Raw genomic sequence first — 12,358 nt, forward strand, 5'->3', positions numbered from 1 at the left:
AAGAGGCCGGTTATCTCAGGCCGTGAGCCTGCCCATGACGTTATCCGCCAATGCCTTCATCCGATCGATCGGTGCGTGGCCGATCAGCATGAAGGCGTGTGTGGCGCTCGACCAGTAGACGATATTCATGCCGCGGCGATTTTCCATATCCGGCGCAGCCGCTCCCCTGGCGGACTGGACGATGCAAAGGGCCATGGGTCCGGTTTGCGGATCGAGATAGGCAATCTGCGCGAGGGGCTTGCTGTCATAATTCAATATCTCGGCACGCTTGAAGTCGACGCCCGGCATGACGACGGTTTCGGGCGCCAGCAACAGGCCCAGCTTAGCGCCAACTTCGTTCAGCTGCGCTGTCTGCTGCGCCCGGTCGCCGCCCGGTGCGCTCAATGTATCCGCCGTATAGAGGGAGAGATATTCAGCAACCACGGCACGCCATTCGGTGTCTTCGTCCGGCCTGGCGAGGCGATGGCCAATGCCGATCACCGCGCGGTCTACCGCAATGGCCGCTACGAAGCTCGCGGCAATTGCCGCAAGGAAGCCTCGACGGCTGACATCGAAGGCACCGGTCTTGCGCTCCTGGACTGCGGGAATGGCGGCGAGCATGGCTTCCAGCTTGGCAGCCGGGGCCTCGGCAAGCAGCGGCTCGAACGCCTGGCGGAACGGCAGGGCGCTGTGCGACAGGAGATCGAATCGCTCCGCCACGCGCTCGTCGGCGGCGATCAGTCGTTCGATCCTTTCGCGATCGGGCGCATCCAGCTCGCCATCAATGAAGGCGGTGAGCTGCTCGTCCGAGGGCATGTTTCCTTTGTTCAATTCACTCATTTCCGTTCCCCAGTCGCCCGCCCCCCGAAGGCCGTCCGTCGTCCATCGCCCCCATGCCTTCAGCAAGCTTTGCCCGCGCCGCCGCCAGCCGGCTCATCACGGTTCCGATCGGCACAGCCAGAATGTCGGCCACCTCGCGATAGGAAAGTCCTTCGACATAGGCGAGAAATACAGCGGTGCGCTGCGCCTCCGGAAGCGCCTGCACCCGCCGCAACACCTGGCCGGCGAGAATATGCGTCTCTGTTTCCCGCGCGCCGTCGAAAACCAGCGTCTCATCGGCATCGACAAAGCCCTGTCCCAGGCGCACCCGCCGCGAACGAACCTCGTTCAGCCATATGGAATGAAGGATCGCAAACAGCCAGCGATCCAGCCTCGTGCCTGATGTAAACTGGGCCGCCCGCTCCAGCGCCCTGACACAGGTCGCCTGAACAAGATCGTCGGCCACGTCACGCTGGCGCGACAGCACCACGCCATAGCGCCACAGCCGCGTCAGATGTTGGGACAGGCCCGCCCTGATATCCTCTTCGCTCGCTATGGCATCCTCCGCGACATCAGCGCTTGCAGGAGCCGCCGGCCTTCTCGGCGACTCCGATGCTATCAGACTATAAGCAGAAATTGCGGTACGAGCGACCGGCATGGTTCCCATATTTCTCGCAAAGCTCCCTGCTCATGACATTTGTCGTTGAACCGATCCCGACCTCAAAGGCTCGACGGGTTCAGGATAGCCGCATGAAGATCGCGGTATTCCTCGCAAGTCGTGTTGCCGCAGAGCGCCTTGATCGTGCTCAGCTGATCGTTGGCGAGATCCATCTGACCCTTGATGACGTAGGCTTCGCCGAGATATTCGCGGACCAGCGTGTATTTCGGATCCATGGCGACGGACTTCGTATAGTAGGAAATACCTTCATCGGTGCGGCCGAGCTTGCGGGTGGCATAGCCGCGATAGTTCAGCGCTTCGGCTGTGTTGGGGTTCTGCATGGTATCGAGGACCGCCAACGCTTCCTGATAGCGATGATCCTTCTTGGCCAGCGAATATGCATAGTCAGCGCGGTTTTCGTCCGTGACGTTGGCACCTTGCTGCTTGACGCATTTCTTCGTCTTCTGGTCGTAGATCTCGCCCTTCTTGCAGGTCGGCGTCGTGCTGGAATTGTCGCCGGCTGCGAAAACCGGAACGGTGAAAGCACTGAGGGCGAGGCCTGCGCCGAGGGCAATGGAAGCCAGGCGGAATGCGGTGGTCGTCATGGAATGTCTCCTTGGCAAAATGGATGTTGCGAGGAGAGAACACACCGCCTGCTGCTTTTATTCGGATCGCCTGAGAATATTTTTTCTTCAGACCTTTGGCGGTCGTCACTCTTTTGTGACCGCCCCGGCATCGAATAGATGTCGATCGTTGCGTGTTTCACAGGGCACGCCCTCCAAGGGCAGCAGGAGAAACTCGTGATCGATACCGTCAAACTTCTAAGCCTTGCCGTCGCAACCCCCGACAACATCATTCTCCAATCGGAGGCCGCCGAAACGGCGGGCCGATTGTTTTCCGAGCGATTCCAGGATTTCAAATATCTGGCCCGCGTCTTCGAAAGCACCGGCATCCGCAAGCGCCATGTGGCGCGGCCGCTTTCCTGGTTCGAACAGCCGCATGGTTGGCAGGATCGCATGGCAGCCTATGTCGAAGTCGCAACCGAGCTCTTCCGGCGGACCGCGACAGGGGCGCTGCAACGCGCCGGGATCGAAGCTCATCAGGTGGATTGCATCGTCACGGTCTCTTCCACCGGCGTTGTGACACCAAGCCTCGAAGCGCGGCTCGCCGGCGAGCTCGGCTTTCGCTGCGATATCGAGCGGGTGCCGATCTTCGGGCTCGGCTGCGCGGCAGGCGTTTCCGGCCTTGCCATTGCCTCGAAAATGGCGAGAAGCCGGCCGGGCGCCGTCGTCCTCTTCGTCTCGATCGAACTCTGCTCGCTGGCCTTCCGCCTGGACGAGCTGACCAGACCCAACATCATCGCCACGGCCCTGTTCGGCGACGGGGCGGCGGCCTGCGTCCTGAGGGCCGGAGATGGTGGCATCGCCGAAATCGAATCGACGGGCGAGCATCTTTTCCCCGACAGTCTCGGCATCATGGGCTGGAAGATCGACGACACCGGCTTCGGCATCGTCCTCGAGCAATCGCTGCCAGTCTTTGCCGAGACCCATGTCAGAGCCGCGATTGAAGGCATTCTCGATCGAGCCGGGCTCTCGCTATCGGATGTCGACCGTTTCATCTGCCATCCCGGCGGCGCCAGGGTGCTTGCGGCGCTGGAAAGCGCGCTCGGTATCGAGCCCGGCTCGCTCGATATAGAACGCGAGGTGATCGGTGATTACGGCAACATGTCCTCCCCCACCGTATTGTTCGTGCTGGAACGCGCGATCGCCGCTGGATTGCCTGAACGTTCGGCATTGGTTGCGATGGGGCCGGGGTTTACGGCGAGCTGCATCACGCTGAAGAGGGTCGCATGATGCTGTGGCCATCGATCGCTCTTCTGAGTTTCGTGACACTGCAGCGGCTGGCGGAACTGGCCTATGCGAGACGCAACACCGCCGCCCTCCTTGCCCGCGGCGCCCGGGAATGCGCGGGGGAGCACTATCCCTTCATGGTGGCGATGCATGCGGCATGGCTCGTCGGCCTGTGGCTGCTTGCCACCGGCCGGCCGGTCGATCCCGTCTGGTTCCTCCTGTTCATGGTGCTTCAGGGATTGCGTCTCTGGGTATTGGCCACGCTCAAGGAGCGCTGGACGACGCGTATCATCATATTGCCCGGAGCGCCCCTTGTGACGAATGGGCCCTATCGCTTCCTCAATCATCCGAACTATGTGATTGTCGTCGCCGAGATAGCGGTGCTGCCGCTTTGCTTCGGCATGCCGCTCTATGCAGCGATCTTTTCGCTGCTGAACGGCATCATTCTCACTATCCGCATCCGCGCCGAGAACGCCTGCTTGAGACAGACTGCGGCCTGACCGCATTTTTCATTTGCGCCGCTGAAATTTGGCAGGCATTTTCGATGCTTAGGGCGCAGTCCACGCAACGATATCAAACCTTCCGTGAGATCGCGCTGAGTGCCATGAACATGCGGATAGCAGGGGAAAATGACAAAGGACGCAATCGTTCTCGGCGCCGGCATCGTCGGCGTATCGACGGCAATCCACCTTCAGCGGCGGGGACGCCAGGTCGTCCTCGTCGACAGGAAGGAGCCCGGCCAGGGAACGTCCTTCGGCAATGCCGGCCTCATCCAGCGCGAGGGCGTGGTGCCCTACGGCTTTCCGCAGCAATTCGGCCTGCTGCTGCGCTACGCCTTCAACAATCGCGTCGATGCGCATTACCATCTGCGCGCCCTCCCCGCGCAGATCGCCTTCCTTGCCCGCTATTGGTGGAATTCCAACACCAAGCGCCATGAGATGATCTCGCGCGCATATGCACCATTGATCGAGCATTCCGTGAGCGAACACAACGACCTCATCGAAGCCGCCCACGCCAACGAGCTGATCCGCAAGAACGGCTGGGTGGAGCTCTTCCGCTCGAACGAGAAACGCGACGCGGAGTTTGCCGAAGCCGAACGTCTCAACCGCGAATTCGGCATCGCCTACGATGCGCTGACCAGCGCGGACGTGGCGACGGCGGAGCCGCATCTCAAAGACAGCTTCGCCGGCGCCTTGCGCTGGCGCGATCCATGGTCGGTGGTCGATCCGCATGGGCTGACATCAGCCTATCGCCGTTACTTCGAAAGCATCGGCGGCCGCGTGACGACGGGGGACGCCGTCTCGCTTGGCCGATCCGGCTCGGCCTGGAGAATGGTGACGGCGGAAGGGTCTATCGAGGCGGAGGATGTCGTCGTCGCGCTCGGACCCTGGGCGGACCTGGTGACGAAACGCTTCGGCTATGCCTTTCCGCTCGGCGTGAAGCGCGGCTATCACATGCACTATGCCGCCGAGGGCAATGCCGTTCTCAACAATTGGACGCTGGATGCCGAACGCGGCTATCTGCTCGCGCCGATGAGCCGCGGCATCCGGCTGACGACGGGGGCGGAATTCGCGCTGCGCGACGCACCAAAGACGCCGGTGCAGCTCGACCGCGCCGAGGCCGTCGCCCGCACCGTCTTCCCGCTCGGCGAACGGCTCGACCCCGAACCCTGGATGGGCGCCCGCCCCTGCACGCCCGACATGATGCCCATTATCGGCAAGGCGCCACGCCACGAGGGATTATGGTTCGCCTTCGGCCATGCGCATCACGGCCTGACGCTCGGCCCCGTGACCGGCCGCGTGCTCGCCGAGCTCATCACCGGCGAGAAGCCTTTCATCGATATTTCGGCCTATGCGCCGGATCGATTCGCGCCGTGATCTTCAGCCTAGCGGATTGCCGCAAGGCCCTTGAGAGCAGCTTCGACAATGCCGTCGATCGTGTCGTCGATATCGACGGTGACGACACCAGGCTCGCCGGTCGGCACTTCCAGCGTCTGCAACTGGCTTTCCAATAGCGAGGCGGGCATGAAATGGCCCTTGCGTTCGCCCATGCGCTTGGTCAGCAGCTCCTTGGAGCCGTCAAGATAGATGAAATAGAGATGGCCGCCGGCAGCAGCCCGCAGGCGTTCGCGATAGATGCGCTTGAGCGCCGAGCAGGAAACGGCGATCCCCTCGCCCTTGGCAAGGCTTGCCGTGATATCCTGGCCGATCTTTTCGAGCCACGGCCAGCGATCCTCGTCGGTCAGCGGGATGCCCTTGCTCATCTTCTCGACATTGGCCGCCGGATGCAGCGCATCGCCCTCGATGAAATGTATGTCGAGCCGAGCCGCCACGCCCTCGCCGATCGAGGATTTGCCGCTGCCGCTCACACCCATGACGATGATGGCAAGGGGAATCTTGGATATTTCACTCATATTGTTTTCTGCTTTGAACCATGGCCGATAATGACAGTCAGGCGGGTTCCGCCGTTGACGCATCCAAGTGCCTGGCCCCTCACCCTAGCCCTCTCCCCGCACGCGGGAAGAGGGTTAGGGTGAGCAAGCCAATCGGCATCTGCAACTGGGACGGAGGCAGTGCCGGGCAAAAAGGCGCGGGAAAGCCGGACCTGCCTGTTTCACAACTTGGATCAATCCAGCGGAAAGAAACAGGAAAATTTATGCGTTCCCTCGCCGGTCAATTCCGGCGCGGTCTGCCGGCATTTGTCCTGCGCACGCCAGCAGCGCGGGTTGAAGTGGCAGCCGGTCGGCGGGTTGAGCGGCGACGGCAGTTCGCCCTGCAGGCGGATGCGGTTCTTCTCGCGCTCCGGATCGGCGATCGGCGTCGCAGACAGAAGTGCCGCGGTATAGGGATGGCGCGGGCGGCTGAAGACTTCTTCGGCCGTGCCGGTTTCGACCGGTCGGCCGAGATACATCACCATCACGTCATCGGCGATGTGGCGGACGACGGAAAGGCCGTGCGAGATGAAGAGATAGGCAAGACCCATCTCCTTTTGCAGATCCATCAAGAGGTTGAGAACCTGCGCCTGAATCGACAGGTCGAGCGCGGAAACCGGCTCGTCGAGCACCAGCACCTTCGGCCGCAGCATCAGGGCGCGCGCAATGGCGATGCGCTGACGCTGGCCGCCGGAGAACATATGCGGGTAACGGTCGTAATGCTCCGGGCGCAGGCCGACGCGCGCCATCATCTCCTCGGCCTTGCGGCGGCGGGTGGCGGCATCGTCATCGGTGTTGATCTTCAGCGGCTCCTCCAAAATGGAGCCGACCTTCTGGCGCGGGTTGAGCGAGCCATAGGGGTTCTGAAAGACGATCTGCACGGCGCTGCGCAGGCTGCGATCGCCGAGCTTCGCCGGCTTGCCGTCGATCAGCAATTCACCTGATGTCGGGTGTTCGATCATCGTCACCAGACGGGCGAGCGTCGACTTGCCGCAGCCGGATTCACCGACGACGGCGAGCGTGCGGCCCGACTGCAGGCTGAAGCTGACACCGTTCAGCGCCTTGACGGTCGCCTCCGGTTTGAAACTGCCGCGCTTGATGGTGTAGAAACGGGCGAGATCGCGCCCTTCGAGAACAGCGCCGGTCATGCCGCACCTCCTGCTGCTTGCGTGGCGGCAATGCCGGGATGGCCGAGCGGCTTGCCATGTTCCAGCGGATAGTTGCAAAGGGTCCTGCCGAGATCGACGCCCTGGCGTGTGACGCCCTTGTCGCATTCGGGCGTGGCGAAGGAACAACGCGGTGCGAAGAGACAGCCTGTGGGCCGATCGTGCTGACCGGGGACGACGCCGGCGATGGACGGCAGGCGTTCGCCGACCACGGCACGCTCCGGCAGCGCCGAGAGAAGCGCGGCCGTATAGGGATGATGCGGATCGCGGAACAGCGCCTTGACCGGCTGTTCCTCCACTTTCTGGCCGGCATACTGCACCTGCACGCGCTCAGCCGTTTCGGCGACGACGCCCATGTCATGGGTGATGAGCACCAGCGCCATACCGTGCTCCCGCTGCAGGCGTGCGAGCAGATCGAGGATCTGCGCCTGGATTGTCACGTCGAGCGCGGTGGTCGGCTCGTCGGCGATCAAAAGCTTCGGATTGCAGGCGAGCGCCATGGCGATCATGACACGCTGGCTCATGCCGCCCGACATCTGGTGCGGGAAGTTCGACAGGCGATCTTCGGGCGCCGGAATGCCGACGAGATTCAAAAGCTCGATCGAACGCTGTCGGCGCGCCTTGCGGTCGAGACCCATATGGATGCGCAGGGTCTCGCCGAGCTGGAAGCCGACCGTGAAGCACGGATTGAGGCTCGACATCGGCTCCTGGAAGATCATCGCCATGTCCTTGCCGATGATCTTGCGGCGCTGGCGCGCGGAGATGCCGCGCAGGTCCTTGCCATCGAACATCATGCGGTCGGCAGTGATGTTCGCCGTCCAGGGCAAGAGCCCCATCATGGCGAGCATGGAGACCGATTTGCCGGAACCGGATTCACCGACGATCGAGAGGATCTCTCCCTTGTCGCAGGTGAGCGAGACACCGTCGACCGCCCGGAACAGGCCGGACGAGGTCTGGAATTCAACGGTGAGATTTTCAATATCGAGAAGCGCCATTACGACCTCTTCAGCTTCGGGTCGAAGGCATCGCGCAGGCCGTCGCCCATCAGATTGATGGCGAGGACCGTGATCAGGATGCAGAGACCGGGGAAAGTGACGAGCCAGGGGTTGCTCTGGAAGAACTCGCGCGAGTCCGCGAGCATCGTGCCCCATTCCGGCGTCGGCGGCTGGGCGCCCTGGCCGAGAAAGCCGAGAGCCGCGGCATCGAGAATGGCAGAGGAGAACGCGAGCGTGCCCTGTACGATCAGCGGCCCCAGACAGTTCGGCAGGATCGTCTTGAACATCAGCCGCAGCGGACCGGCACCGGCGACGCGCGAGGCGATGACATATTCCTTGTCGCGTTCGGTCATGACCGATGCGCGCGTCAGGCGCACAAAATGCGGCTGGTTGACGATGGAGATCGCGATCATGGCGTTCGTCAGGCCAGGCCCGAGGATCGCCACCAGCACCAGGGCAAGCAGCAGCGACGGGATGGCCAGGATGATGTCCATGATGCGCATGATGATCGTATCGGTGCGGCCGCGAACATAACCGGCGAGGAGGCCGATCAGAATGCCGGCGATTGCCGAAAGCGAGGCGACCACGAGGCCGATGAACAGTGAAAACCGTGTGCCGTAGATGAGGCGCGACAGGAGATCGCGGCCGTTGGCATCCGTGCCCAGCAGGAAGCTGCTGTTGCTGCCCTGCGCCCAGAACGGCGGCAGGCGCTGCATGTCGCTGCCATAGGCGGCATCGGGATCATGCGGGGCGACGAGGCCGGCGAAGATCGCCAGAAACAGGACGAAAAGAAAGATCGCAAGGCCGATGACGGCGCCCTTGTTGCGAGAGAAGTAGTACCAGAACTCCGCCAGAGCGGAGGGGCGGTCGGATTTGACGCTAACCGTGCTCATGAGCCGCTCCTAATGACGAATGCGTGGATTGACGAAGCCGTAGAGCACGTCGACAGCCAGATTGACGAGCATGACGATGCCGGCAATCAGCAGCAGGCCGCCCTGCACCACCGGATAATCACGCTTGAAGACGGCGTCGATCATCCATTTGCCGATGCCCGGCCAGGAAAAGATGCTCTCCGTCAGGATGGCGCCGCCGAGCAGCACGCCGACCTGCAGGCCGATGGTGGTGACCACAGGGATCATGGCGTTGCGCAGCGCATGCACGGAGACGACCCGCAGCGGCGACAGGCCCTTGGAGCGGGCGGTGCGCACATAATCCTCGCCGAGCACTTCCAGCATGGCCGAACGTGTCTGCCGCGCGATGACGGCAAGTGGAATGGTGCCGAGAACGATCGTCGGCAGAATCAGCGAATTGAGCGCGGACCAGAAAGCGCCCTTCTGACCGGACAGCAGGCTGTCGATCAGCATGAAGCCGGTGATCGGCTTGAAGAAGTAGATGAGACCGATGCGGCCCGAAACCGGCGTCCAGTGCAGATAGCCGTTGAAGACGATGATCAGCAGCAGGCCCCACCAGAAGATCGGCATGGAATAGCCGACGAGGGCGACGCCCATGACGGTCTGGTCGAACCATGTCCCTCGTTTGACGGCGGCGAAAACGCCGGCCGGAATGCCAAGACAGATCGCCAGGATCATGGCGCAGATCGACAGCTCGAGCGTTGCCGGGAAGAAGGTGAAGAAGTCGGTCAGCACGTCACGCTTGGTGGTGATCGAGGTGCCGAGGTCGCCGTGCAAGGCGCTCCAGATGTATTTGCCGTACTGAACGACCATCGGCTGGTCATAGCCGAGATCGTGCGAGATCTGGGCATGGCGTTCCGGCGACATCACGCGTTCGCCCGACAGCAGCATGACGGGATCGCCGGGAAGCAGACGGATGAAAGAGAAGGCGACGATCGATACGCCGAGGAATGTCGGGATCAGCACCGCAAGACGGCTGAAAAGAAATCGCAACATGACAGTTGTCCAAATTTTTCCGGCGGTCAGGCAGATTGCCTGACCGCCGGGTCGCCCGGTTCTAGCCGGGCATTCTCACAGACTTTTTGTTATTCGGCGATATCGACGCCGTCGAAGCGGTGAACGCCGACCGGATCCTGGAAGTACCCGGTGACATTCTTCGTCATCGGGATGAACTCTTCCGAATGGTCGATGGTCATCCACGGTGCTTCACGCTTGAACACGACCTGGGCCTGTTCGTAGAGCTTGGTGCGCTCCTTGACGTCGGCCGTCTGCTTGGCCTTCTTCACCAGGTCGTCGAATTCCTTGTTGCACCACTGCGCACGGTTGTTGCCACCGACGGCATCGCAGCCGAGCAGCGTGTCAAGGAAGTTGTCCGGGTCGCCGTTGTCGCCGGTCCAGCCGAGGATGGCCGCGCCGTCGCGGTCCTTGGCGGAGGAAAGCTTCAGATACTGAGCCCAGTCATAGGTGACGATCTCGACCTTGACGCCGATTTTGCCAAGGTCAGCCTGCATCAGCTCGGCAGCGCGGCGTGCATTCAGCATGTAGGGACGCGACACCGGCATCGCCCAAATCTTCATGCTGAGATCCTTGACGCCAGCCTTTTCAAGCATCTTCTTGGCTTCGTCAGGGTTGTATTTATCGTCCTTGACGTCCTTGTTATAGGACCACATGGTCGGCGGGATCGGGTTGGTCGCAACCGAAGCCGAACCCTGGAAGACGGCGTCGACGATGGCCTGCTTGTTGACGGCCATGTTGAGCGCCTTGCGCACTTCGACCTTGTCGAAAGGCGCGATCAGCGTGTTGTAGGCGAGGTAAGAAACGTTCAAGCCGGCCTGCTCGAGAACCTTGAGATTCTTGTCAGCCTTCAGATCCTTGATGTCGGCCGCGTTCGGGTACGGCATGATATTGCACTCGCCGGACTTCAGCTTCTGCGCGCGGACGGATGCATCCGGCGTGATCGCAAAGACGAGATCGTCGATCTTTTCCTTGCCCTTGAAATAGGTCTCGTTTGCCTTGTAGCGGATGACGGCATCCGGCTGGTAGGCGACGAAGGTGAACGGGCCGGTGCCGAGCGGCTGCTGGTTCATCTGCTCCATCTTCTTGTCGGCCTGGAGCTTGTCTGCATATTCCTTCGACAGGATCGAGCCGAAGTCCATAGCGAGGTCCGCGAGGAACGGGGCTTCCGGATGGTTCAGCACGAATTTTACGGTAAGGTCGTCAACCTTGTCGATCGACTTGATCAGCTTGGTGAAGCCCATGCCGTCAGCATATTCGTAGGAACCGCCGGCGACATACTTGGCCCAGGGGCCGTCTGCACTGATCTGACGGCCGATGGAGAAAATGACGTCATCGGCAGTGAGGTCACGCGTCGGCGTGAAGAAATCGGTCGTCTGGAACTTTACACCCTTGCGCAGCTTGAAGGTGTATTCCTTGCCGTCGGGGGAAACGGTCCAGCTTTCGGCAAGGCCAGGTTCGACCTCGGTGCTGCCGTGCTTGAATTCGACGAGGCGGCTGTAGACCGTACGCGAAGAAGCATCGAACGTGGTACCGGCAGTATAAATTCCCGGATCGAATCCTTCCGGCGAGCCCTCCGAGCAATAAACGAGTGTTTTCGACCAGGCGGACGTCGCCATGACCGAAGTCAAGGCTGTCACTGCCAGCAGGACAGAGATCTTTTTCATGATATCGTTTCCCAGGTTTGTTATTCTTTTGAAGCCGTGGACACCCCAGAGGTTCCCTTCCGGATCGGGCCGATGGAACTTTATTTTAAGTTTGAAAGCAACAAGCGCCGCCTAAATTTTTTCCAAATTATGGAGTTTGGAAATTTTTGGACAAAAAAGCCTTTGAATTGGTAATAATCTGGCAAAATTTTGCGCCGATTTAGCAGTTTCAGAATGATTTGACATTTTACTCTTGCAATCGGCTAACCCTCTATTGCCTCGATAGGAGGCAATACCAACAAAAATCCGCAGCGGCCGGAGGCAACTGCGGATCGCAAACATGATGGAATTCGCGAAGGGCGATCAGGCTGCGGGAGCGGCGATCCGCGGCTTCTTGGCGATCGCCCGGTGATCCAGATCAGTCAGGCCGAGCAGGAAGTTGATCTGCGGACGCGCCTTGACCAGATCGTCGATGGAATATTCCGTCAAAACATCGAAGAAAGCGTTCAAAGCCTTGCGCAGCGCCGTATTGAGACCGCAGCTATCCACCAGCGGACATTCCACCACGCCCTCTTCGAAGCACTCCGCCATGGCGAAGCTATCCTCGGTGACACGAACGACGTCAAAAAGGCTGATGGCGGTCGCAGGCCTGCCGAGGCGCACGCCGCCGTTGCGGCCGCGTACGGTTTCGACGAGACCTGCCTTCGTCAGCGGCTGCAGAATCTTGAAGAGGAAAAGCTCGGAAACGCTGTATGCCTTGGCGATTTCCGGGATGCGGCTCAAATGGCCGTCGTTGGCGGCGCAATACATCAACATGCGCACCGCGTAATTGGTCTGTTTCGTCAAGCGCATGCCGATCTCCTGGAATCGAGGCTGCTTAGGGGGTCGA

General features: G+C 61.2%; 13 protein-coding genes. 3 read left to right on the forward strand and 10 right to left on the reverse strand.

Features of this window, described 5'->3' with window-relative positions; genetic code table 11:
• Positions 1-15: 15 nt before the first annotated feature.
• From FHT28_RS31840 to FHT28_RS31850, 3 genes are all read right to left on the reverse strand, one after another.
• The gene (locus FHT28_RS31840) at positions 16-819 is read right to left on the reverse strand and encodes an anti-sigma factor (protein ID WP_246705005.1); all 804 of its coding nucleotides are present in this window, start codon (positions 817-819) and stop codon (positions 16-18) included.
• Positions 812-1,456, reverse strand: coding sequence for an RNA polymerase sigma factor (locus FHT28_RS31845; protein ID WP_037199071.1), 645 nt, complete (start codon positions 1,454-1,456; stop codon positions 812-814). The genes FHT28_RS31840 and FHT28_RS31845 overlap by 8 nt, the downstream gene beginning before the upstream one ends.
• A gap of 62 nt (positions 1,457-1,518) precedes the next feature.
• The gene (locus FHT28_RS31850; RefSeq protein ID WP_037198995.1) at positions 1,519-2,061 is read right to left on the reverse strand and encodes a tetratricopeptide repeat protein; all 543 of its coding nucleotides are present in this window, start codon (positions 2,059-2,061) and stop codon (positions 1,519-1,521) included.
• A 195-nt stretch (positions 2,062-2,256) separates the two neighbouring features.
• Here FHT28_RS31850 and FHT28_RS31855 point away from each other — a divergent pair, with 195 nt between their 5' ends.
• The 3 genes from FHT28_RS31855 to FHT28_RS31865 all read left to right on the forward strand — a co-directional run bounded on the left by FHT28_RS31855 (position 2,257) and on the right by FHT28_RS31865 (position 5,183).
• Positions 2,257-3,309 carry a type III polyketide synthase gene (locus FHT28_RS31855; RefSeq protein ID WP_168598395.1) on the forward strand — a complete coding sequence of 351 codons (1,053 nt, stop codon included), beginning with the start codon at positions 2,257-2,259 and terminating at the stop codon, positions 3,307-3,309.
• Positions 3,309-3,806, forward strand: a complete 498-nt coding sequence (locus tag FHT28_RS31860; protein ID WP_168598417.1) for an isoprenylcysteine carboxylmethyltransferase family protein — start codon at positions 3,309-3,311, stop codon at positions 3,804-3,806. Before FHT28_RS31855 ends, FHT28_RS31860 begins: the two co-directional genes overlap by 1 nt.
• Before the next feature lie 129 nt (positions 3,807-3,935).
• A complete protein-coding gene (locus tag FHT28_RS31865) occupies positions 3,936-5,183 on the forward strand; it encodes an FAD-binding oxidoreductase (RefSeq protein ID WP_168598396.1) in 1,248 nt (415 codons plus the stop codon).
• An 8-nt stretch (positions 5,184-5,191) separates the two neighbouring features.
• Here FHT28_RS31865 and FHT28_RS31870 read toward each other — a convergent pair whose 3' ends face one another.
• The 7 genes from FHT28_RS31870 to rirA all read right to left on the reverse strand — a co-directional run bounded on the left by FHT28_RS31870 (position 5,192) and on the right by rirA (position 12,321).
• Complete coding sequence (locus FHT28_RS31870) at positions 5,192-5,719, reverse strand: gluconokinase (protein WP_168598397.1); 528 nt, start codon at positions 5,717-5,719, stop codon at positions 5,192-5,194.
• Positions 5,720-5,931: 212 nt separating this feature from the next.
• Positions 5,932-6,885: a peptide ABC transporter ATP-binding protein gene (locus FHT28_RS31875; protein ID WP_037199004.1), complete on the reverse strand. Its 954-nt coding sequence runs from the start codon at positions 6,883-6,885 to the stop codon at positions 5,932-5,934.
• A complete protein-coding gene (locus tag FHT28_RS31880) occupies positions 6,882-7,898 on the reverse strand; it encodes an ABC transporter ATP-binding protein (RefSeq protein ID WP_037199007.1) in 1,017 nt (338 codons plus the stop codon). The genes FHT28_RS31875 and FHT28_RS31880 overlap by 4 nt, the downstream gene beginning before the upstream one ends.
• Complete coding sequence (locus FHT28_RS31885; protein ID WP_047561021.1) at positions 7,898-8,791, reverse strand: ABC transporter permease subunit; 894 nt, start codon at positions 8,789-8,791, stop codon at positions 7,898-7,900. Before FHT28_RS31885 ends, FHT28_RS31880 begins: the two co-directional genes overlap by 1 nt.
• Positions 8,792-8,800: 9 nt before the next feature.
• Positions 8,801-9,805, reverse strand: coding sequence for an ABC transporter permease subunit (locus FHT28_RS31890; protein WP_037199010.1), 1,005 nt, complete (start codon positions 9,803-9,805; stop codon positions 8,801-8,803).
• 89 nt (positions 9,806-9,894) lie between these two features.
• A complete protein-coding gene (locus tag FHT28_RS31895) occupies positions 9,895-11,490 on the reverse strand; it encodes an ABC transporter substrate-binding protein (protein ID WP_037199011.1) in 1,596 nt (531 codons plus the stop codon).
• Between the two features lie 342 nt (positions 11,491-11,832).
• The gene (gene rirA / locus FHT28_RS31900) at positions 11,833-12,321 is read right to left on the reverse strand and encodes an iron-responsive transcriptional regulator RirA (protein ID WP_037199013.1); all 489 of its coding nucleotides are present in this window, start codon (positions 12,319-12,321) and stop codon (positions 11,833-11,835) included.
• Positions 12,322-12,358: the final 37 nt, after the last annotated feature.

This window comes from Rhizobium sp. SG570, from assembly GCF_012275345.1.
GTDB classification, from domain to species: domain Bacteria; phylum Pseudomonadota; class Alphaproteobacteria; order Rhizobiales; family Rhizobiaceae; genus Rhizobium; species Rhizobium lusitanum.

Coding starts and splice junctions, on each gene's coding strand:
- FHT28_RS31840 (WP_246705005.1), bottom strand. CDS start 819: ATGAGTGAATTGAACAAAGGAAACATGCCCTCGGACGAGCAGCTCACC.
- FHT28_RS31845 (WP_037199071.1), bottom strand. CDS start 1,456: ATGCCGGTCGCTCGTACCGCAATTTCTGCTTATAGTCTGATAGCATCG.
- FHT28_RS31850 (WP_037198995.1), bottom strand. CDS start 2,061: ATGACGACCACCGCATTCCGCCTGGCTTCCATTGCCCTCGGCGCAGGC.
- FHT28_RS31860 (WP_168598417.1), top strand. CDS start 3,309: ATGCTGTGGCCATCGATCGCTCTTCTGAGTTTCGTGACACTGCAGCGG.
- FHT28_RS31865 (WP_168598396.1), top strand. CDS start 3,936: ATGACAAAGGACGCAATCGTTCTCGGCGCCGGCATCGTCGGCGTATCG.
- FHT28_RS31870 (WP_168598397.1), bottom strand. CDS start 5,719: ATGAGTGAAATATCCAAGATTCCCCTTGCCATCATCGTCATGGGTGTG.
- FHT28_RS31875 (WP_037199004.1), bottom strand. CDS start 6,885: ATGACCGGCGCTGTTCTCGAAGGGCGCGATCTCGCCCGTTTCTACACC.
- FHT28_RS31880 (WP_037199007.1), bottom strand. CDS start 7,898: ATGGCGCTTCTCGATATTGAAAATCTCACCGTTGAATTCCAGACCTCG.
- FHT28_RS31885 (WP_047561021.1), bottom strand. CDS start 8,791: ATGAGCACGGTTAGCGTCAAATCCGACCGCCCCTCCGCTCTGGCGGAG.
- FHT28_RS31890 (WP_037199010.1), bottom strand. CDS start 9,805: ATGTTGCGATTTCTTTTCAGCCGTCTTGCGGTGCTGATCCCGACATTC.
- FHT28_RS31895 (WP_037199011.1), bottom strand. CDS start 11,490: ATGAAAAAGATCTCTGTCCTGCTGGCAGTGACAGCCTTGACTTCGGTC.
- rirA (WP_037199013.1), bottom strand. CDS start 12,321: ATGCGCTTGACGAAACAGACCAATTACGCGGTGCGCATGTTGATGTAT.